The 19,032-nt window shown below is 62.4% G+C and carries 19 protein-coding genes; 9 read left to right on the forward strand and 10 right to left on the reverse strand.

Annotated elements, in window-relative coordinates; genetic code table 11:
• Positions 1-168: 168 nt before the first annotated feature.
• The 4 genes from F3H35_RS00900 to F3H35_RS00915 all read left to right on the forward strand — a co-directional run bounded on the left by F3H35_RS00900 (position 169) and on the right by F3H35_RS00915 (position 4,648).
• The gene (locus F3H35_RS00900) at positions 169-1,041 is read left to right on the forward strand and encodes an ABC transporter permease (RefSeq protein WP_188129826.1); all 873 of its coding nucleotides are present in this window, start codon (positions 169-171) and stop codon (positions 1,039-1,041) included.
• Complete coding sequence (locus tag F3H35_RS00905) at positions 1,041-1,886, forward strand: ABC transporter permease (protein ID WP_149777789.1); 846 nt, start codon at positions 1,041-1,043, stop codon at positions 1,884-1,886. Before F3H35_RS00900 ends, F3H35_RS00905 begins: the two co-directional genes overlap by 1 nt.
• 38 nt (positions 1,887-1,924) lie before the next feature.
• Positions 1,925-2,917 carry an ABC transporter substrate-binding protein gene (locus F3H35_RS00910; protein WP_149777790.1) on the forward strand — a complete coding sequence of 331 codons (993 nt, stop codon included), beginning with the start codon at positions 1,925-1,927 and terminating at the stop codon, positions 2,915-2,917.
• A gap of 282 nt (positions 2,918-3,199) precedes the next feature.
• On the forward strand, positions 3,200-4,648 hold the full coding sequence (locus F3H35_RS00915) for a D-alanyl-D-alanine carboxypeptidase family protein (RefSeq protein WP_149777791.1): 1,449 nt from the start codon (positions 3,200-3,202) through the stop codon (positions 4,646-4,648).
• A 283-nt stretch (positions 4,649-4,931) separates the two neighbouring features.
• Here the strand turns inward: F3H35_RS00915 and ccoS are convergent, their stop codons facing one another.
• The 5 genes from ccoS to F3H35_RS00940 form a co-directional block, all read right to left on the reverse strand.
• Entirely contained in the window at positions 4,932-5,090 is a 159-nt protein-coding gene (ccoS, locus tag F3H35_RS00920) for a cbb3-type cytochrome oxidase assembly protein CcoS (RefSeq protein ID WP_007818190.1), read from the reverse strand.
• A 4-nt stretch (positions 5,091-5,094) separates the two neighbouring features.
• Entirely contained in the window at positions 5,095-7,290 is a 2,196-nt protein-coding gene (locus F3H35_RS00925; RefSeq protein WP_149777792.1) for a heavy metal translocating P-type ATPase, read from the reverse strand.
• Positions 7,291-7,295: 5 nt separating this feature from the next.
• On the reverse strand, positions 7,296-7,751 hold the full coding sequence (locus F3H35_RS00930) for a FixH family protein (protein ID WP_188129827.1): 456 nt from the start codon (positions 7,749-7,751) through the stop codon (positions 7,296-7,298).
• A complete protein-coding gene (gene ccoG, locus F3H35_RS00935) occupies positions 7,751-9,187 on the reverse strand; it encodes a cytochrome c oxidase accessory protein CcoG (RefSeq protein ID WP_149777794.1) in 1,437 nt (478 codons plus the stop codon). The genes F3H35_RS00930 and ccoG overlap by 1 nt, the downstream gene beginning before the upstream one ends.
• A gap of 97 nt (positions 9,188-9,284) precedes the next feature.
• Positions 9,285-10,166: a LysR family transcriptional regulator gene (locus tag F3H35_RS00940; RefSeq protein ID WP_149777795.1), complete on the reverse strand. Its 882-nt coding sequence runs from the start codon at positions 10,164-10,166 to the stop codon at positions 9,285-9,287.
• A gap of 127 nt (positions 10,167-10,293) precedes the next feature.
• Here F3H35_RS00940 and F3H35_RS19095 point away from each other — a divergent pair, with 127 nt between their 5' ends.
• A complete protein-coding gene (locus F3H35_RS19095; RefSeq protein WP_262975115.1) occupies positions 10,294-10,422 on the forward strand; it encodes a hypothetical protein in 129 nt (42 codons plus the stop codon).
• A 218-nt stretch (positions 10,423-10,640) separates the two neighbouring features.
• On the opposite strand, the gene ccoP is transcribed toward F3H35_RS19095, so the two are convergent.
• Genes ccoP through ccoN form a run of 4 tightly spaced genes read right to left on the reverse strand, consistent with a single transcriptional unit; the run spans position 10,641 to position 14,071 of the window.
• Positions 10,641-11,510, reverse strand: a complete 870-nt coding sequence (gene ccoP / locus F3H35_RS00945; RefSeq protein WP_149777796.1) for a cytochrome-c oxidase, cbb3-type subunit III — start codon at positions 11,508-11,510, stop codon at positions 10,641-10,643.
• Positions 11,511-11,515: 5 nt separating this feature from the next.
• Positions 11,516-11,710, reverse strand: a complete 195-nt coding sequence (locus tag F3H35_RS00950) for a cbb3-type cytochrome c oxidase subunit 3 (protein ID WP_149777797.1) — start codon at positions 11,708-11,710, stop codon at positions 11,516-11,518.
• Between the two features lie 12 nt (positions 11,711-11,722).
• Entirely contained in the window at positions 11,723-12,451 is a 729-nt protein-coding gene (gene ccoO, locus F3H35_RS00955) for a cytochrome-c oxidase, cbb3-type subunit II (RefSeq protein WP_007818177.1), read from the reverse strand.
• A gap of 15 nt (positions 12,452-12,466) precedes the next feature.
• A complete protein-coding gene (gene ccoN / locus F3H35_RS00960; protein WP_149777798.1) occupies positions 12,467-14,071 on the reverse strand; it encodes a cytochrome-c oxidase, cbb3-type subunit I in 1,605 nt (534 codons plus the stop codon).
• Positions 14,072-14,271: 200 nt separating this feature from the next.
• Between ccoN and F3H35_RS00965 the strand changes: the two genes are divergently transcribed.
• Positions 14,272-15,111: a universal stress protein gene (locus F3H35_RS00965; protein ID WP_149777799.1), complete on the forward strand. Its 840-nt coding sequence runs from the start codon at positions 14,272-14,274 to the stop codon at positions 15,109-15,111.
• A gap of 94 nt (positions 15,112-15,205) precedes the next feature.
• Here the strand turns inward: F3H35_RS00965 and fnrL are convergent, their stop codons facing one another.
• Entirely contained in the window at positions 15,206-15,952 is a 747-nt protein-coding gene (gene fnrL, locus F3H35_RS00970) for a transcriptional regulator FnrL (protein WP_149777800.1), read from the reverse strand.
• 68 nt (positions 15,953-16,020) lie between these two features.
• Between fnrL and hemN the strand changes: the two genes are divergently transcribed.
• From hemN to F3H35_RS00985, 3 genes are read left to right on the forward strand one after another with little or no spacing between them, the layout of a single operon-like run.
• Complete coding sequence (gene hemN, locus F3H35_RS00975; RefSeq protein ID WP_149777801.1) at positions 16,021-17,376, forward strand: oxygen-independent coproporphyrinogen III oxidase; 1,356 nt, start codon at positions 16,021-16,023, stop codon at positions 17,374-17,376.
• Between the two features lie 5 nt (positions 17,377-17,381).
• Positions 17,382-18,314 carry an endonuclease/exonuclease/phosphatase family protein gene (locus tag F3H35_RS00980; RefSeq protein ID WP_149777802.1) on the forward strand — a complete coding sequence of 311 codons (933 nt, stop codon included), beginning with the start codon at positions 17,382-17,384 and terminating at the stop codon, positions 18,312-18,314.
• Between the two features lie 22 nt (positions 18,315-18,336).
• Entirely contained in the window at positions 18,337-19,020 is a 684-nt protein-coding gene (locus F3H35_RS00985) for a DUF6639 family protein (RefSeq protein ID WP_149777803.1), read from the forward strand.
• Positions 19,021-19,032 lie beyond the last annotated feature (12 nt).

Raw genomic sequence — 19,032 nt, forward strand, 5'->3', positions numbered from 1 at the left:
GATCGGGCGAGGGACTTTCACCGTTCACGGTCATCGGCTCTCCAGCCTGTACCGCGGCCACAGGACACCACACAATCCTTTCATCGTTCTTAAAATACTCATTTGCCACGCCCGAAATTCAGCGCGTGCTTCGAGTATTTTTGGAACGGTGAAACGAGGGGCGGTGTGATGCGGAATGTGGTGCCCATTCTGACCGTGGTCTGCACCCTTTTGGTGATCTGGTATGCGGCGGCGGTCTGGTTGAATGCGCCCTGGGCCTACAACAAGGCCGAACGGGCAGGCATCGAACTGAACTTTGCCGATCTGGTGAGCGACACCTGGAGCCAGGACAAGCCGAAACTGCCGGCGCCGCATCAGGTCGGCGCCGAGATTTGGAAGACGACAGGCGAGATGGTGTTGAACGGGCGCGGTTTTTCCAAGCGCTCCCTTATCTATCACAGCTGGGTCACCTTCAGTGCGACCGCGCTCGGGTTCTTGCTCGGGACGGGTCTGGGCATCGCACTGGCGATCGGTATCGTCTATAACCGGACGATGGATATGAGCGTGATGCCATGGGTGATCGCATCCCAGACCATCCCGATTCTCGCCATTGCGCCGATGATCATCGTGGTGCTGAACGCAGTGGGCATCTCGGGTTTGCTGCCCAAGGCGATGATCTCGATGTATCTGAGCTTTTTCCCGGTGGTCGTCGGCATGGTCAAGGGATTGCGCAGCCCCGCGCCCATGCAGCTTGATCAGATGCGGACCTGGAGCGCCACGCCGGCGCAGACATTCTGGCGGCTGCGGCTGCCGTCGTCCATGCCGTATCTGTTCGCCTCGCTCAAGATCGGCATGGCGGCGAGCCTTGTGGGTGCGATCGTGGGCGAGTTGCCGACCGGTGCTGTGGCGGGGCTTGGCGCGCGACTGCTGGCGGGTAGCTATTACGGGCAGACCATCCAGATCTGGAGCGCGCTCATCATGGCCGCCACGCTGGCGGCGATCCTGGTCGGTTTGATCGGCGTTCTGCAGCGCATCACCCTCAAGCGGATGGGGATGGCGTGATGGGCTGGCTTGTTTTCGCGCTTGGCGTCTGGGCCGGGGGCTGGTGGCTCAACCATGTGCTGGCGCATAGGCCGAAGACCCGGCTCACCCGTCTGGCGGTTCCGGTCATCTTCGGCGTCACGATCCTCATGATCTGGGAGGCGGTGGTGCATGGGCTTGAGATCTCGCCCATACTTCTTCCCCCGCCCAGCCAGATCGCGGTCACCTTCGCCGCGAAAACGGACATCCTTTGGGAGGATTTCGTACAGACCGTCATCAAGGGCGCGCTGACCGGATATGTCATCGGATGCGGCGCCGCCTTTCTCATCGCGGTGGCGATCGACCGCTTTCCGTTTCTGCAACGAGGATTGCTGCCGGTGGGCAATTTCGTGGCGGCCCTGCCGATCATCGGCATGGCCCCCATTCTGGTCATGTGGTTCGGTTTCGACTGGCAATCCAAGGCCGCGGTCGTGGTGGTCATGGTGTTCTTCCCGATGCTGGTGAACACCGTGCAGGGTTTGCAGGACACCAACGCCATGCAGCGCGATCTGATGCGCACCTATGCGGCAGGTTACTGGATGACGCTTCTGAAACTGCGGTTGCCGGCCGCGATGCCGTTCATCTTCAACGGTCTCAAGATCGGATCGACCCTGGCGCTGATCGGGGCGATCGTGGCAGAGTTTTTCGGCTCGCCCATCAAGGGAATGGGCTTCCGTATCTCGACATCAGTCGGGCAACTTGCGCTGGATCTGGTCTGGGCAGAAATCGCGGTGGCAGCGATGGCCGGGTCGGCCTTCTATGGAGGGATCGCCCTGCTGGAGAAGGCGATGACCTTCTGGCATCCGTCCCAAAGAGGCAGGACATGACAATAACGAGAAACCGATTTCAACACGGGAGAAAAGACATGAAGACAGTCGCAACCACACTGGCCCTTGGGGCCGCAAGCCTTTGGGCGGGCATGGCGCAGGCCGCAGATGACCTGACCCTGCAGCTCAAATGGGTCACGCAGGCGCAATTCGCGGGCTACTACGTGGCCCAGGATCAGGGCTTTTACGAGGAAGAGAACCTGAACGTCACGATCAAGCCGGGCGGCCCGGACATCGCGCCGACGCAGGTCATCGCCGGAGGTGGCGCCGATGTGACCGTGGAATGGATGCCCGCGGCGCTTTCGGCACGCGAAAAGGGCCTACCGCTGGTCAATATCGCACAGCCTTTCAAAAGCTCGGGCATGATGCTCACCTGCCTGAAAAGCACCGGCGTCACCGGGCCCGAGGATTTCCCGGGCCGGACCTTGGGCGTCTGGTTCTTCGGCAACGAGTTTCCCTTTCTCAGCTGGATGAGCCAGCTTGGCGTTCCGACCGAAGGCGGCGATGACGGGGTGACCGTGCTCAAGCAGGGGTTCAATGTCGATCCGCTGCTTCAGGGGCAGGCCGATTGCATCTCGACCATGACCTATAACGAGTACTGGCAGGTCATCGACGCCGGCATCACACCGGAAGAACTGATCACGTTCAAATACGAGGATCAGGGCGTCGCCACCCTCGAGGACGGTCTCTATGTCATGGAAGACAAGCTGCAGGACCCTGCCGAGGTGGACAAGCTGGTGCGTTTCGTGCGCGCATCGATGAAAGGCTGGAAATGGGCCGAGGAAAACCCCGAAGAGGCCGCGATGATCGTCCTCGATAACGATGCGACCGGCGCGCAGACCGAAGAACACCAGATCCGCATGATGGGCGAGGTGGCGAAGTTGACGGCAGGCTCGAATGGCGCGCTTGACCCGGCGGATTTCGAACGCACGGTCCAGTCGCTGCTGTCGGGTGGATCGGCACCGGTGATCACCGAGCATCCCGGGGACGCCGCATGGACCCATGCGATCACCGACAAGGCTCTGAACTGAGACCGCGTCTTTGCATTACATGATCGGCCGGGGCGCAAGCGCGCCCCGGTTCAGCCTCGGGCCTCGGGCACGCTGACCGCAGAAAACCGGTCGCCACATTCTTGCCTCAATCGCCGGTCTTGCGACAAGCGGCAACGCACCCCCAAGATGTTGACGGCTTGATGCAAAAATCCCTTTGAAATAAGGACTTTTCAGGACTCCGCGTCCATGCTACAATTTTCGGTAATATATAAAAGGCCAGTCGGATAACCGGCGGCGCGAGAGGCAGAAAAGAGTAGTTCCATGAAACTTTGGAGCAGCCAGCGCACCCGCTGGAGTGTGATAGCATTTGCGACGATCTGGATGCTTGTGGTCGTACCCCTGAGTGCGATCGCAGCCCCCTATGCCGCGATGGTCATGGACGCGCGATCCGGCGAAGTCCTGCACGCGCATAATGCGGATACAAGACTGCATCCCGCCTCCCTGACAAAGATGATGACGCTTTACGTTGTGTTCGAGGCCGTCGAAAACGGAGAGATCGGGCTGGATACGATGGTCACGATCTCTCAGCACGCGGCCAGCGAACCGCCGAGCAAGCTGGGGCTGCGGGCCGGCCAGCAGATCCGCCTGCGCCACCTGATCCGCGCGGCGGCGATCAAGTCGGCCAATGACGCCGCCACCGCTCTTGCCGAAGCGATCGAGGGCTCCGAGGCCCGCTTCGCGCGCCGGATGAACCGCACCGCCAAGGCGATGGGGATGACCCGCACGACCTTCAAGAACGCTCATGGCCTGACGGAGAACGGGCATCTGTCCACCGCTCGGGACATGACGATTCTCGGGCGGCACGTGTTCTACGACTATCCCGAGTATTACAACTTGTTCTCGCGGATCACTGCAGATGCTGGCGTGCGCAAGGTATATCACACCAACCGGGCGCTGCTGAACAGCTACCGTGGTGCCGACGGCATCAAGACGGGCTATACCCGCGCGGCCGGCTTCAACCTTGTCGCAAGTGCCGAGCGCGGCGGCGAGCGCATTATCGCAACAGTGTTCGGCGGCAATTCCACCGCCTCTCGCAACGCCAAGGTCGCCGAGCTTCTGGACCTCGGCTTCCGCAAGGCGCCAAGCCGCGTGGCCCTGCACAAGCCGCGCCGTCCTGCCTATGCGGGCCGGATGCAGGACAGTGCACCAGACGGCGCCTTCGGCAAGACGGTGCGGCTGGCCACGGCCGCGGCGGTCAAGCGCAGCCTGCGCCCGCAGATGCGCCCATCGGCCGAACCGGCGCCGGTCGTCCTGGCCTCGAAGGAAGATATCGAACAGGCGATCATGGCGGCGCAAGAAACCCGCCTGCCCGTAGAAGAGCCGAAAATCGCCAAAGGATCAGCGACGCCGCCGCTCCCGAAGATCAACCCCGAGCCACGTCCCGCCGATCTGGTCCTGACCCGGACATCCGAGCCTGCTGCAGATCCCATTCAGGAGGTGGTGACCCGGGTGTCGACCTCGGGCGGGCGCAACTGGGGCATCAATATCGGGCGCTATCAAAGTCAGTATGAAGCGCAAAAGGTCCTTCTCCAGACGGCGCTCAACGAGATGAGCACGCTGGATGGCAGCCTGCGCAAAGTCGTGCGGCGCCCCACCGGATTCGACGCGAATTTCATGGGCCTCTCGCGCGAAACCGCGGATCTTGCCTGTCGCCGTCTGGCTGCAAAACAGGTCACCTGTTTCATGATCCAACCCGGCGGTGGTGCCTGAGGGCAGATGCTGCCGGGGGCTCTGCCCCCGACGTTGAAATCCTGAAGGATTTCACCGCCTCCCCCGGGATATCTCCGGCCAGAAGAAGCCGCACCCCGCGCAGATCGAAGGGACGGCCCAGGGCTTCTTCTGGCTATAAATATCCTGAAACACTCGACCTTTGACCCGAGGCATCAGCGAAGGGTAGAACGCGCGCCGTGATCGAATGCCTCTCAGCTTGTCGCGAAACACTTCAGGCCGAGGAGGCAAGGCCCCCTCACACCGCCCGATAGACACAGCACCATCAGGGTTTGGGGTGATCGTCGTATTCGTCGCTCAGAATGCGGCGCGCATCGCCTTCCGGATCGTCGTACTGGTTGCTGCGCACCGTGTAGACGAAAAACACCAGTCCAAGCGCGCCCAGGAAAAGCGAAATCGGAATGAGATAGGCGAGGATGGTCATGCGGTCACCTCAATCGCAGCGCGTTCAGCGACACGGTAATGGAACTCGCAGACATCGCCAAGGCCGCGATCAGCGGCGAGCAGAGCCCCGCCATGGCCAGGGGAACCGCAATGATGTTGTAGATCGTGGCGATGCGGAAGTTTTCCCTGATCCGGCGCGTCGCCGCGCCGGCGGTCGCACAGGCCGAGGCAATCGGCGCAAGGTCGCTACCGAGCAGCACGATATCCGAGGCGACGCGCGCTGCATCGAGCGCGGAGGCCGGTGAGATCGAGACATGGGCGGCAGCGAGTGCCGCCGTATCATTAAGCCCGTCGCCCACCATGAGCACCTTGGCGCCGCGCGCGGACATCGCCTGAATGCGCGAGGATTTGTCAGCCGGCACGGCCTCGGCCAGCCAGTGAGTGATCCCCAGCCGCTCGGCCAGCGCCTCGACCGCGGGGGTGGTATCTCCGGACATGAGATACACGTCCTTGCCCGCATCCTTGAGAGATTGCACCGCTTCAGCCGCGCCTTCGCGCAGACGGTCGGTGAAGGTGAACGCCACCGGCGCGCCCTCGCCCCTGTCAAGGAAGGTAGCGGTTTCGGCGCGACCCTGTGCGCCGATCCAGCTGGCACGGCCAAGCCGCACCTCGCGGCCATCAACGAGGGCGCGGGTGCCATAGCCGGGCACTTCGCTCAGGTCGCTCACCGGGGCCGGGGCGAAACCGGCCTCACGCGCGGCGCGCGTGATGGCTTGCGCCAGCGGATGGGACGAGCCCTGCGCCAGCGCCAGAGCGAGTTCCGCATCGCGGCGCGGGATGTCGGCGAGATTGGTCAATTCGGGCGTGCCTGCCGTCAGGGTGCCGGTCTTGTCGAACACCACGGTGTCGACCTGGGCCAGCCGCTCGAGCGCGGTCTCGTGCTTGATGAGCATCCCGCGCCGGAACAGCTTGCCCGAGGCGGCCGTGGTCACCGCCGGCACCGCAAGGCCAAGCGCACAGGGGCAGGTGATGATCAGCACCGCTGCGGCGATATTGAGCGCCGTGCGCATGTCGAACGTGTAGAGATACCAGCCCACAAAGGCCAAGGCCGACAGGATATGCACCCCCGGCGCATAGAGTTTCGCGGCACTGTCGGCCAGCGAGGTATAGCGAGAGCGCCCCGATTCCGCGATGGCCACCAGATCGGCCATCTGGTGCAGCGACGTGTCCTGTCCCACGGCCGAGGCGCGGATGGTCAGCGGGCCGGTCAGGTTCACCTCGCCCGCCGACACGGTCTGACCTTCGGCGGCGAAAACGGGTAGCGTCTCGCCGGTAAGCAATGAGCGGTCAAGCTCCGAAGTGCCGGAGACGATCTCGCCATCCACGGGCATCCGCCCACCGGGACGCACAAGCAGCAGATCGCCCACGGCAAGTTCGGCCACGTTCACGATCTCTTCGGTGCCGTCAGCGCGCAGGCGGGTGGCACGGGGCACTTCGAGAGCGGTCAGTTCCTCGGCAGCGGAGCGGGCGATGGCACGGGTCCGGTGATCGAGATAGCGGCCCGCAAGCAGGAAGAATGTCAACGCGAGAGCCGCGTCGAAATAGGCGTGCTTGCCCGAGAGCGAGGTTTCCCAAAGCGAGGTGACCACCGCCAGCACGATCGCCAGCGTGATCGGCACATCCATATTGAGCTGCCGATTGCTGAGCGCGGCCCAGGCGTTGCGAAAGAACGGCTGGCCGGAAAAGGCAATGGTGGGCAGGGCGATGGCCGCCGAGATCCAGTGAAAGAGATCCCGGGTCGCATCTGCGGCACCGGACCAGACCGAGACCGACAGCAGCATCACGTTCATCGATGCAAAGCCCGCCACCGCCAGCCGCATCAGCAATTCGCGTCCGGCACGATCGTTCGCCGTCGCGTTGAGCGTGCCCGCATCCAGTTCATGCGCCTCGAAGCCAAGGGCCTCCACAAGGGTTTTCATCTCTTGCGCGGTCACATCGGGATCGGCCTCGATGCTGGCGCGTTTCAACGTCAGGTTCACTCGCGCCGATCTGACACCGGGATGCGCGTTGAGCGCCTTTTCTATCTTGGTGATGCAGGCCGAACAGTGGATTGTCGGCAGCGACAGGGCGATCTGCGCCCCGCCCTGCGCATGCAGGGCGGTGGCGGCCAGTTTGTCCGCGGCAGGAGCGGCTGCACAGGCCGGGCAAGCCGAAGCGGTCGGGCGCATGGTGGCTGTCATCGCCGTCAATCCTTGATGAGCACGACCCGCTGCTGAAACTCGGTGCCGTCATCGGCCAGCGCGGTCATGCGAATGTTCCAGTTGCCATCGCCAAGCGGCACGGGTGCCACATAGGCCTGACCATCGAAGCGGAAATCGGGGGTCACATCCTCGGCCACATGGGTGGCGCGCCCGACGGTGGCGTCGAGCATCGCCACTTCAACGGGACGACCCGCTTCATCGGTGATCGACAGGGTCAGCGTCCCGTCCTTGTGATGCGCGCCGATGGTCCAGCCAAGCGCCTCCTGGGCGGCCTTGCGATCGTCGAAGGTCTGGCTTGCGACATAGGAATTGCGCACTTCCAGCCCGGGGAAGGTGTTCACCGCCGAATAGGCCAGCACCAGATTGACGCTGATGATGACGCCGAATGCCCCTCCGAAAATGGCGAATACGTGCTTGCCGGTCAGTTTGCGTTCGGCCATCAGTTGTCCCTCCCATTGAATACGGTGTCTTCATAGGCCCGGTCGCCTGTCGAAATATCCTCGACCCACAGGCGCACCTCGGTGCGTTCGTTTTGCGCCGGGGCCGAGCCCGGAGGCGCCACCAGATAGACCCGTTGCAGCATCGTGCTGTCGGCAGGCACATCGACGGTGGCATAGGGCGTGCCCTCAAGCGCGAGGCGGATCGTCGGATCGCCCTTGACCGACAGGTTGTAGGGGCGGTCCTCGCCATGCTTGTTGCGCAGACGCACCTCATAGACATTGCGGATCGAGCCGTCGGACAGGGTCACATAGGTCGGGTTGCGGACCGGTGCTACGGTCATGTCCACCTCGGGCCGGATGAACAGCGCAAAGACCAGCCCGATACCGACAAGTGCCCAAAGCGTGGTATAGAGGATCGTGCGCGGTCGCAGGATGTGCTGGATGATCGGCTTTGGCTTGCCCCCGGCGCGTTCTGATTGCTCGTCGGTCAGGGCCATGTAGTCGATCAACCCGCGGGGCTTGCCGATCTTGGCCATGATGTCGTCGCAGGCGTCGATGCACAGGGCACAGGTGATGCATTCAAGCTGCTGGCCGTCGCGGATGTCGATGCCCACCGGGCAGACATTGACGCAGGCCATGCAATCGATGCAGTCGCCCTGCTCTTGTCCGGCCTTCACCTCGTTCGAGTTCTTGCGCGGCTCGCCGCGCCATTCGCGGTACCCCACGGTCAGCGTATCTTCGTCCATCATCGCGGCCTGAATACGCGGCCAGGGGCAGGCATAGATGCAGATCTGTTCGCGTGCGAACCCGCCGAACACAAAGGTGGTGCCGGTCAGGATGGCGATCGTGGTATAGGCGATCGGGTGCGCGTTGAGTGTGAACAGATCGACCAGCAGCGTGGGCGCATCGGTGAAATAGAACACCCAGGCGCCCCCGGTGGCCACCGCGATCAAGAGCCAAGTGATCCATTTGGTGAGCCGCAGGCGGATCTTGCGGGCGTCCAGCTTTTTCTGACGGTGCAGCCGCAAGCGGGCGTTGCGGTCGCCCTCTATCCAGCGCTCCACGAGGATGAAAAGATCGGTCCAGACGGTCTGCGGGCAGGCATAGCCGCACCACACCCGGCCAAGCGCCGAGGTGAACAGGAACAACCCCAGACCCGCCATCACCAGAAGACCGGCGACGAAATAGAACTCATGCGGCCAGATCTCGATCCAGAAGAAGAAGAAACGCCGGTTCGCCAGATCCAGCAGCACGGCCTGATCCGGCAGGTTCGGCCCGCGATCCCAGCGAATCCATGGCGTGACGTAATAGATGCCAAGCGTGACGATCAGGATCGCCCATTTCAGATTGCGGAACTTGCCATAGACTTTCTTGGGAAAGACCGGTTCTCGTGCGGCGTAAAGGCTGGGTGCGGCATCGGGTTGGGTGTCGGACACGGAATCACTCCGGTATTCGTGTTCTTGTTCCCCTGTCTTGTCTCAGGTGACGGCCGCACCAGCCTTGACCTGTGTCAAATTCTGACTCTGAAAGTGATCAATTCGCCGATGCCGCGGCCTGCTTGCGCAGCCATCCGATAAAGGCCTTGGCCTTGCTGCGCGGCGCACCGGGCCGTGTGACGATGTAATAAGCGGTGTCCTCGGGTTCTTCGAACAGCAATTTCAGGCGGCCCGCCGCCACGTCATCCTCGACCCATTGCCGCACGGTCAGCGAAACGCCCTGCCCCTGGCGCACCCCTTCCAGCAGCAGGTTGCCGGGCACCTGCGTCATGCCACCGATGCGGAACGAGGCAAGCCCCTTGCGGCTCAGCCAATCGGTCGACTCGGACGTGCCGTATTCCTGCACCCAAGGCAGGTCGATCAGATCCTCGGGCCGCCTGATGCTGCGGCCCGCCACCAGCGACGGCGCGGCCACCACCACCAGCGGCGAGGAAAACAGCCGCTCGGCCTCGACACCGGGCCAATGGCCCATACCGTGCCGGATGGCGATATCGATGCCACCGGGTTCGAGTGCGACACGTTCAGGGGTGGGATTGATCATCACATCCACGTCCGGATGCCGGTTCCGGAAATCCAGAAGCCGAGGCATCAGCCACTGCGCGGCAAAACCCGGCGTGGTCGAAATCTGCAACGGTCGGTCGGCATCCGCGCCGGTCAGCGCTTCGACCGTGCGCGCAATAGCACCAAAGCCCGCGCGCAGCGCATCGGCCAGATCGCGCCCCGCAGGCGTCAGCGCCAAATGCCGACCGGACCGATCCACCAGCGCGACGCCCATATGCCCTTCGAGCGCCTTGACCTGCTGGCTGATCGCGGCATGGCTGACATTGAGCGCAGCGCCAGCGGCGCTGGCCGATCCGGTCTCGGCCAGTGCGGAAAAGGCGCGCAAGGCAGTCAAAGGCGGCATGGAAAGCCAATCCATAATGTAATCTCAGCTTACAGGTTGCAATTTTTCCTGAGTCGCAGAATGGCAGATTTATCCCCATATTCACAGGACAAATCACCCCACGAAAGGGCACGCCATGCTGAACGTATTTGCAAAATCTTTCATGACAGCCACACGCAACGCACCCAACGATCGCTGGGGGCCGCCAAGCCACTGGTCCCGCTCCGAACGCTTCGACAACCGCCGCCGCGCCGAAATCGAGGCTCATCTCGAAGCGCGCAGACGGGATTGAACACGTCTGGTCATGGTCTGATTGTCGGGGGCATCTTGATGCTTGCGCGCGCAAAAATCATGGTGCCGGGCGTGACCTGATCGGGGCAAGCTCTGCCGCCTCACGGTCACGAAATTGGCACCGGCCTTCCTGGAAACGCGCGAACAGGACGGAAGGCCGGTGCCTGACCCCACGGGCGGCGAACCACCCGCGGGTATCTTTTTGTCAGAGTCGCAGGATCATTCCCCGCCACCCAGCTGGTGGACATAGGTGGCCACAGCGCGGATCTCGGCCTCGTTCAACTCGGCACCGCCCATCGGAGGCATGACACCGAAGCGCGAATAGGTGACCGTTTGCTGCAACGTGTCGTAATCCCCGCCATAGAGCCAGATCGCGTCCGAGAGGTTGGGCGCACCCTGATAGATGTCGCCCTCCCCGCCGTCACCATGACAGACCGCGCAATTGTCGAGATAGACCTGCTCTCCGGCGGCGACCAGCGTTGCGTCGCGCGGCTCATAGCTGGGCGACATGGACATCACGTAGTTGACCACCTGATCGATCTGCTCGGCTTCGAGGATCTCACCGAAGGCGGGCATCTGCGAATAGCGCGCATCGGGGTCTTCCTCATTCCGGATGCCATGCTTGATCGAATAATGGATATCCTCGATCGTGCCGCCCCAAAGCCATGCGTCATCCTGCAGGTTGGGATATCCCTTGGCACCCGCCGCGCCCGAGCCGTGGCACTGGGCGCACCATGTCTTGAAGACAGAAGCACCGGCCGAGCGCGCATAGGTGGCAAGCTCGGGATCGTTGGCGATCGCGGTCAATTCCACCGAAGCCAGCTGTGCGTTGATGCCGGCATTGGCGGCCTCGGCCTCGGCGATCTCCTGGGCGACATTCTCGCGCGTGGACCAACCCATATAGCCCGATGTCGCCCCCGAGATCATCGGCCATGCCGGATAGGCGATCGAGTACCAGATGCCCCAGACGATGGTTGCATAGAAGATCCACAGCCACCAGCGCGGCAGGGGGTTGTTGTACTCTTCGATACCGTCCCACTCATGGCCGGTGGTTTCGACCTCGTGCTTCTTGTCGGATTTCTTAGCCATGTCTCTCACGCCTCCTTGGCGTCGGCCTCACCCTCGCGGGCGGGTTTGTCTTCGTGCCGGAAGGGGATGCCTGACGGATCTTCGTATGTTTCGGTCGCGCCGGGCCGAAAGACCCAAAGCACCACACCGATGAAGAAAAGGAACAGGAACAGCAGCATCCAGCTGTCGGCGAATTCGCGGAGCAGGGAATAGGTTTCCATGATCTGTCCTCCTTATCGGCTGGCCACGGGCGTGAAGGTCGAGAAATCGACCAGCGTGCCAAGCATCTGCAGATAGGCGATCAGCGCATCCGCCTCGGAAATCCCGGCCTGACCGTCGAAATTACGCACATTGACCTTCTCGCCATAGCGCTCGATCAACCCGTCATAATCGCCGAACGGATCGATCTGCGCGCGGAAATCCGCAGCTGCGTTCTCGATCATCTCGTCGGTATAGGGCACACCGACAAGCGCATGGGTCTTGAGCAGGTCTGCCGTATATTCCGGCTCGATCAGGCGGTTTTCGAGGTAGCCGTATTTCGGCATGACCGATTCCGGCACCACGGATTGCGGATCGCGCAGGTGGTCCACGTGCCAGTCATCCGAGTAGCGGCCACCGACACGGGCCAGATCCGGCCCGGTCCGCTTGGACCCCCACTGGAACGGATGGTCATACTGCGACTCCGCCGCCAGGCTGTAATGGCCATAGCGTTCCACCTCGTCACGCATGGGCCGGATCATCTGGCTGTGGCAGACATAGCAGCCTTCGCGGATATAGATATCCCGGCCCGTCAGCTCCAGCGGGGTGTAGGGGCGCATGCCCTCTACATCCTCGATGGTGTTTTCCAGCCAGAACAGCGGTGCGATCTGCACGATGCCGCCGATGGTGACCACCAGGAAGGCAAAGATCGCAAGAAGAGTGACGTTCTTCTCAAGGATCTTGTGTTTGTCGAGAATTGCCATTGGTCGGTCCCTTTCTTATTCGGCCGGGACAACGGAGTTGCGGGCATCTACTGCCGGGCTCCGTTTGACGGTCATGAAGAGGTTGTAGCACATGATGATTGCGCCAGTGATGTAGAGCACCCCGCCCAGACCGCGCACCACATACATGGGCAGCTTGGCGTCCACGGTGTCGGCGAACGAGTTCACGAGGAAACCGTTGGCATCGACTTCGCGCCACATCAGGCCCTCCATGATGCCGGTCACCCACATGGACGCCGCGTAGAGGATGATGCCGATCGTGGCGAGCCAGAAGTGCCAGCTGACCATCGACAGCGAATAGAGCCGCTCCCGATTCCACAGACGCGGCACAAGGAAGTAGAGCGCGCCGAAGGTGATCATGCCGTTCCAGCCAAGTGCGCCGGAATGCACATGCCCGATCGTCCAGTCGGTGTAATGCGACAGTGAGTTGACCGCGCGGATCGACATCATCGGGCCTTCGAAGGTCGACATGCCGTAAAAGCCGATGGAGATCACCATCATCCGGATGATCGGATCGGTGCGCAGCTTGTCCCATGCGCCCGACAGCGTCATCAGGCCGTTGATCATCCCGCCCCAGGACGGCATCCAAAGAACGATCGAGAACACCATGCCAAGCGTCGACGCCCAGTCAGGCAGCGCGGTGTAGTGCAGATGGTGCGGACCGGCCCAGATATAGATGAAGATCAGCGCCCAGAAGTGGATGATCGACAGCTTGTAGCTATAGACAGGGCGCTCGGCCTGTTTCGGGACGAAATAGTACATCATCCCCAGAAAGCCCGCCGTCAGGAAGAAGCCCACGGCGTTATGGCCATACCACCACTGGGTCATCGCATCCTGCACGCCCGAGAAGACCTGCACTGATTTCGAGCCGAAGATCGAGACCGGGATCGACAGGTTGTTGACCACATGCAGCATCGCCACCGTGATGATGAAGCTCAGGTAGAACCAGTTGGCCACGTAGATATGCGGCTCCTTGCGGCGCACGATCGTGCCCAGGAACACCGCCAGATAGGCCAGCCAGACGATGGTCAGCCACCAGTCCACATACCATTCAGGCTCGGCATATTCCTTGGACTGCGTGGCACCCAGAATATATCCGGTCGCCGCCAGCACGATGACCAGCTGATATCCCCAGAAGACGAACCATGCGAGGTTCCCACCCCAGAGCCGCGCCGCCGATGTCCGCTGCACCACATAGAACGAGGTGGCGATCAGGGCGTTGCCGCCGAAGGCGAAGATCACAGCGCTGGTATGCAAAGGACGCAGTCGGCCAAAATTCATATAGCCCTGGGCCCAATCGAAATTCAGCTGCGGGAACGCAAGCTGGAAGGCGATGAACGTGCCGGCCAGAAAACCGACGACACCCCACAGGGCGGTCGCTATGACCCCGGCGCGTATGACGCCATCCATGTATTCACCGGACAGGTCGACCTTGGTCACCGGCTCTTCCGTCTGGCGCAGCGTCCACAGGAAGAGGCCGGCAGCCACAAGCGCCACTGTCAGCGCATTGACCAGATAGGCCAGATCGCGCGCATAATTGGCGGCGATCAGCGCAAGCAGCGTGATAACCCCCAGCACGATCAGTTTGAAATAGTTCGTCATTTTGCGTCCCTTCGTCTCTTTCCACGCGATTCGAACACATCGCGCAGGCGCGTTTAGACTGGTCCGTTAATGAAGCTCACAGCCCAGGGCCGCCTTGATCTGCATCAAAGCTAAGCGGCTGATTTGTTGACGCGTATCAAGGCAGACAGGGCCGCGACGTGATTTGCGTAAAGACAGAGATTTCAAGGAAGGAACACGATATGTCCTATAATTGCTTGTTCAGCGTAGTTACCGCCGAAGACCTGGTCGATGATGTCATGGCCCATGCCGTGGCCATGGCCGCTGCGCATGACGCGCATCTGGACGTGCTGTGCCTTGGCGTGGATCGCAGCCAGACAGGATACTACTACGCCGGGGCCAGCGCGGTGATCCTGCAAGAGACCATCGCCCGCGCCCATACCGAATCCGAAGCGGTCGAGAAACGCGTCATCAAGGCGCTCGACGGGTCGGGCATCCGTTGGGCGACCGAAACCGGCGTGGCACAACTGGCCGATCTTGGGCGGCATGTGTCGGCACGGGCGCGGTTCTCGGATCTGGTGATCCTGCCCCGGCCCTATGGCGAAGGGCGCGGCATCGAGCTCGAGCCGGTCACGGAATCCGCACTCTTCGAAGGACACACGCCCGCGCTGATCGTGCCGCCGGGGATCGCACCGGTTCCATCGCCCAAGCGCGTCATGATCGGCTGGAACGAAGGCGCCGAAGCGCTCAGCGCCGTACGCGCGGCCATGCCGCTGCTAGTTCAGGCCGACACCGTGCATGTGGTGGTGATCGATCCACCCAGTCACGGGCCGAACCGCTCGGATCCGGGCGGGCTCTTGTCGCAGTATCTGGCGCGGCACGACGTGAAGGTGGAAATCGACGTTCTGACCAAAACGCTGCCCCGCATATCGGACGTGATGCTGCGCCATGCCGCCGATATCAACGCCGACATGGTGGTGATGGGCGCCTATGGCCATTCACGCTTCCGCGAAGCGGTGTTCGGTGGCGCCACACGCTACATGCTGGAGCAGGCCGAAATGCCGGTCTTCATGTCGCACTGACCCATTGCGCGACACCCACATCGCAAAAGAATGGCGCGCCCCGACCGGGCGCGCCTTTTCACGTGACATCCTGTGCAGAAGCTGCGCTGCTGCCTCAGGCTAGCATACCGCCGTCGCTGTCGTCGCCCGCCTCGTCCAGCAGCCGGTTGAAATCCGGCACCGTCACATGGCGCTTGCCTTCCAGCACAATGACCCCGTCGCGCTTGAGCGCCGAGATCTGCCGGCTCACCGTCTCCAGCGTCAGACCCAGATAATCGGCCATCGCCTCGCGGGTCAGCGGCAGATCGAACACCATCGGCCCCGTTCGGCCCACCATGTTGAGCGCCGCATCCCGACGCGCGATGATCGACAGCAGGCTCGCGATCTTCTCGCGCGCGGTCTTGCGCCCCAGCACCAGCATCCATTCGCGGGCGGCATCCAGCTCATCGAGCGTCATCTCCAGAAGGCGCTGCGCGATATGCGGGGTGCGGTTGAGCATGTCCTCGAACGGCTGCTTGCGGAAACAGCACATCACCAGATCGGTTGTGGCCACCACGTCATACGCCGCCGTGACACGCCCCGGACGCCCCACGAAGTCACTCGGCAGCAACAGCCCGACCATCTGGGTCCGGCCATCTTCCATCGCCTGTGTCAGCGTGGCGATACCCGACACGACCGATCCGACGAAATCCATCTTGTCCCCGGCCCAGATCACGGTCTGCCCCGCCTCGAAGTTCCTGTAATATTTGATCTGATCCAGACGCTCCAGCTCATCGGCTTCGCAGCGTGCGCAAACGGCACGATGGCGGATAGGACAATCACCGCATTCGCGCGGCATGGCCTTTGTATCTTCGTTGAGCATGGCGGTTCTCTTAAAGGTGTTGATCTGAATCAAGGCCGGACCTGTAAACTAAATTTAACACTTCATACATGATTACGAAAGCACAACTCGCCACATTGGGACTGTTTGACGCGAAGGTACCGCGTTACACCAGTTATCCAACGGCACCTCATTTCGGGCGCGACATCGGCGCCGGGGATTTCATCCGCTGGATCGAGGCGATTCCGCAGGGCTCAAAGATATCGCTTTACGTGCATGTCCCGTTCTGCAGGAGGCTCTGCTGGTTCTGTGCCTGCCGCACTCAGGGCACGCAGACCGACAAACCGGTCATCGCCTATCTCGAAACCCTGAAGACCGAATTGCAGATGCTGGGCAAGCACCTGCCCCGTGGCGTGCAATTGTCTCGTCTGCACTGGGGCGGTGGCACGCCGACCCTGCTTCAGCCGTCGATGATGCAGGATCTGGCCGAGGCCATAAAGAAGATCGCGCCCTTCACCGACGAGACCGAATTCTCGGTCGAAATCGACCCCAACGAGATCGACGGTCCGCGCCTCGATGCCCTTGCCGCAGCCGGGATGAACCGCGCCTCGATCGGGGTGCAGGATTTCAACGATGACATCCAGCGCTCGATCGGCAGGCTTCAGGGCTATGACATCACGAAATGGGCCGCGGACGAGATTCGCGCCCGTGGCGTCGCCAGCCTGAATGCCGATATCCTTTACGGCCTGCCCCATCAGAGCAAGGCGCGGATCACCGAAAGCGTGCAAAAGCTGCTGTCGCTCAATCCCGATCGCGTGGCGCTTTATGGCTATGCCCATGTGCCTTGGATGGCCAAGCGCCAGCAGATGCTGCCCTCGGACGCGCTGCCCACCCCCGAGGAACGGCTCGAGCTTTACGAAACCGCGCGCCGCCTCTTCTTGTGGGACAATTACGCCGAGATCGGGATCGACCATTTCGCCACGCAGGATGACGGGTTGACCATCGCGCTCAAGGCCGGACGGCTTCGGCGCAACTTCCAGGGCTATACCGATGATACCGCCGATGTGCTGATCGGTGTCGGCGCGTCCTCGATCTCGAAATTCCCGCAAGGCTTTGCCCAGAACGCCCCCGCCACGGGCGCCCATACCGGTGCGATCCGCGAGGGGCAGTTTTCCACCGCCCGCGGCCATGCCTTCAGCGACGAAGATCGCCTGCGCAGCCGGATGATCGAACAGCTGATGTGCGAGTTCCGCATCGACGCCGCCGAGATGTCGGACAGCTTCGGTGTCAGCCCGCAACGCGTCCGCAAGATGCTCGAGGCAGGTGCCGCGCCGTTCAAAGGGCTTGTCAAAGTCGACGAAAACGGCCTTTTTGTTCCGCCCGAGGCGCGCCCCTTGACGCGGATGATCGCGCGCAGCTTCGATGCCTATGAACTCAGCAAGGCCGGCCACAGCTCGGCCATCTGAGCCGGATGCGCATCGCCACGTTCAACGTCCAGTCGCTGCGCCTGCGCGGCGACCACTTGAGCGGGGCGCATGACGACGACACGCCCGAACGCGCCGATCCCTCTCTCGATCATCGCGACCGTCTTCTGACGGCGCAGGTGATCCGCGATCTAGATGCCGATGTGCTGGCCCTGCAAGAGGTGTTCGACAGCGCGGCGCTGGATCATTTCCACGACCATTACCTGATCCCCGCCGGCATGCCTCCCTATCCGCATCGCATCTGCCTGCCCGGCAATGACGGGCGCGGTCTGGATATCGCGCTTCTGTCGCGCATGACGCCGTGCGACGTGGTCAGCCATGCCGCCCTTCGCCCCGCCGATCTGGGGCTCGCCGTGCCACCGCGCCTGCATGCCGAAACGCCGATTTTCCGGCGCGACTGCCTTCGGGTGGAATTGGCGGGGCTCACGCTTTTCCTTGTGCATTTCAAGGCGCCCACACCCGATCCCGACGCCGCGCGCCCGGTCCGTGCCCTCGAAGCCGCCGCGCTGCGCGCCCTGATCGAGGCCCGGTTCGATGACCCCGCTCGCGCCATGTGGCTGATCCTCGGCGATCTGAACGATCCTTGGGACGCGAAGGATCCGCCCTCCACGGCGCCTGTCCTGCCGCCTTTCTCGGTCAATCTGATGGACCGATTGCCCGAGGATGCGCGCTGGTCCTACCATGATGCCTGGTCAGACCGATATGGCCGCCCGGATCAGATCCTCGCCAGCCCCGCACTGGCCCGCGCCTGCCCGGATGCCATGCCCGAAATCCTGCGTCATGGCATGGCTCTGGAAGCTGCGCGCAATGATGGCCCCCACCTGCCGGATGTGGGTCGGCACCGCCCCCATGCCAGCGATCACGCGGCGCTCGTCATTGATATCGGTCGTGTCGCCAGCCCTCCCGGGACGCCATACTGACCTTTTATAGCAGGAGGCCCGCATGTCCCGCCTGAAGACATGGTTAACGGCAGCTTTACTGGCAGGCCCGGCCATCTCCGAACCGCTTGCCTGTCCCGGACCGGGACCGACGATCACCGTCACCGCCGGCACGACAGACCATGCGGTGCATCTATGCAGCGTCGCACGGGCGGCGCGTAGCAGGCTGGCCGCCTGCCACATGCCACAGATCGCACCGATCGATATCCGCATTGTGACCGAACTGCCTGCCCAGCATGCGAAATGCATGGGCCTCTATCACTGTGACACCGAGATCATCGAGATCCTCGATCTTGCCGGCCTGCGCCGGAGCGTCTCCCCTTCCAGTGCCTTCGCCCGAATTCCCCCTGAAGCCCTGCAAGACAGCTTGGTCGCCCACGAAATGGTCCATGCCCTGATCCATCAGCGCCTTGGTGCAGACAGCGGCCCTCCGGTACAAAACGAATATATCGCCTATGCCATGCAACTGGACCTGATGTCCGACCCGGCGCGTCAGGCCCTGCTTGCCGCGCGCGACATCACGGCTCCGATTCCTCCCGAAGGTCTGAATGAGATAATCCTGCTCATGGCGCCTGATGTCTTCGCGATCTTCTCATGGCACCACTTTCGACAAGAAGGCCATGGCTGCACCCTGATCGGCAAGCTGCTCGACGGCGCGCCCGGACCCTTCCCGAACATATCACCCTGAACACCGCCGCGC

The sequence above is a fragment of the Roseovarius litoreus genome (genome assembly GCF_900142765.1).
GTDB classification, from domain to species: domain Bacteria; phylum Pseudomonadota; class Alphaproteobacteria; order Rhodobacterales; family Rhodobacteraceae; genus Roseovarius; species Roseovarius litoreus.

Excerpts from the sequence above, each read along its gene's own strand:
- F3H35_RS00910 (WP_149777790.1), top strand. The coding sequence starts at position 1,925 with ATGAAGACAGTCGCAACCACACTGGCCCTTGGGGCCGCAAGCCTTTGG.
- ccoP (WP_149777796.1), bottom strand. The coding sequence starts at position 11,510 with ATGGCTAAGAAATCCGACAAGAAGCACGAGGTCGAAACCACCGGCCAT.
- F3H35_RS00985 (WP_149777803.1), top strand. The coding sequence starts at position 18,337 with ATGTCCCGCCTGAAGACATGGTTAACGGCAGCTTTACTGGCAGGCCCG.
- ccoO (WP_007818177.1), bottom strand. The coding sequence starts at position 12,451 with ATGGCAATTCTCGACAAACACAAGATCCTTGAGAAGAACGTCACTCTT.
- F3H35_RS19095 (WP_262975115.1), top strand. The coding sequence starts at position 10,294 with ATGACAGCCACACGCAACGCACCCAACGATCGCTGGGGGCCGCCAAGC.
- ccoN (WP_149777798.1), bottom strand. The coding sequence starts at position 14,071 with ATGACGAACTATTTCAAACTGATCGTGCTGGGGGTTATCACGCTGCTT.
- F3H35_RS00925 (WP_149777792.1), bottom strand. The coding sequence starts at position 7,290 with ATGACAGCCACCATGCGCCCGACCGCTTCGGCTTGCCCGGCCTGTGCA.
- F3H35_RS00950 (WP_149777797.1), bottom strand. The coding sequence starts at position 11,710 with ATGGAAACCTATTCCCTGCTCCGCGAATTCGCCGACAGCTGGATGCTG.
- ccoS (WP_007818190.1), bottom strand. The coding sequence starts at position 5,090 with ATGACCATCCTCGCCTATCTCATTCCGATTTCGCTTTTCCTGGGCGCG.
- F3H35_RS00930 (WP_188129827.1), bottom strand. The coding sequence starts at position 7,751 with ATGGCCGAACGCAAACTGACCGGCAAGCACGTATTCGCCATTTTCGGA.
- hemN (WP_149777801.1), top strand. The coding sequence starts at position 16,021 with ATGATTACGAAAGCACAACTCGCCACATTGGGACTGTTTGACGCGAAG.
- F3H35_RS00965 (WP_149777799.1), top strand. The coding sequence starts at position 14,272 with ATGTCCTATAATTGCTTGTTCAGCGTAGTTACCGCCGAAGACCTGGTC.
- fnrL (WP_149777800.1), bottom strand. The coding sequence starts at position 15,952 with ATGCTCAACGAAGATACAAAGGCCATGCCGCGCGAATGCGGTGATTGT.
- F3H35_RS00900 (WP_188129826.1), top strand. The coding sequence starts at position 169 with ATGCGGAATGTGGTGCCCATTCTGACCGTGGTCTGCACCCTTTTGGTG.
- F3H35_RS00940 (WP_149777795.1), bottom strand. The coding sequence starts at position 10,166 with ATGGATTGGCTTTCCATGCCGCCTTTGACTGCCTTGCGCGCCTTTTCC.
- F3H35_RS00905 (WP_149777789.1), top strand. The coding sequence starts at position 1,041 with ATGGGCTGGCTTGTTTTCGCGCTTGGCGTCTGGGCCGGGGGCTGGTGG.
- F3H35_RS00980 (WP_149777802.1), top strand. The coding sequence starts at position 17,382 with ATGCGCATCGCCACGTTCAACGTCCAGTCGCTGCGCCTGCGCGGCGAC.
- F3H35_RS00915 (WP_149777791.1), top strand. The coding sequence starts at position 3,200 with ATGAAACTTTGGAGCAGCCAGCGCACCCGCTGGAGTGTGATAGCATTT.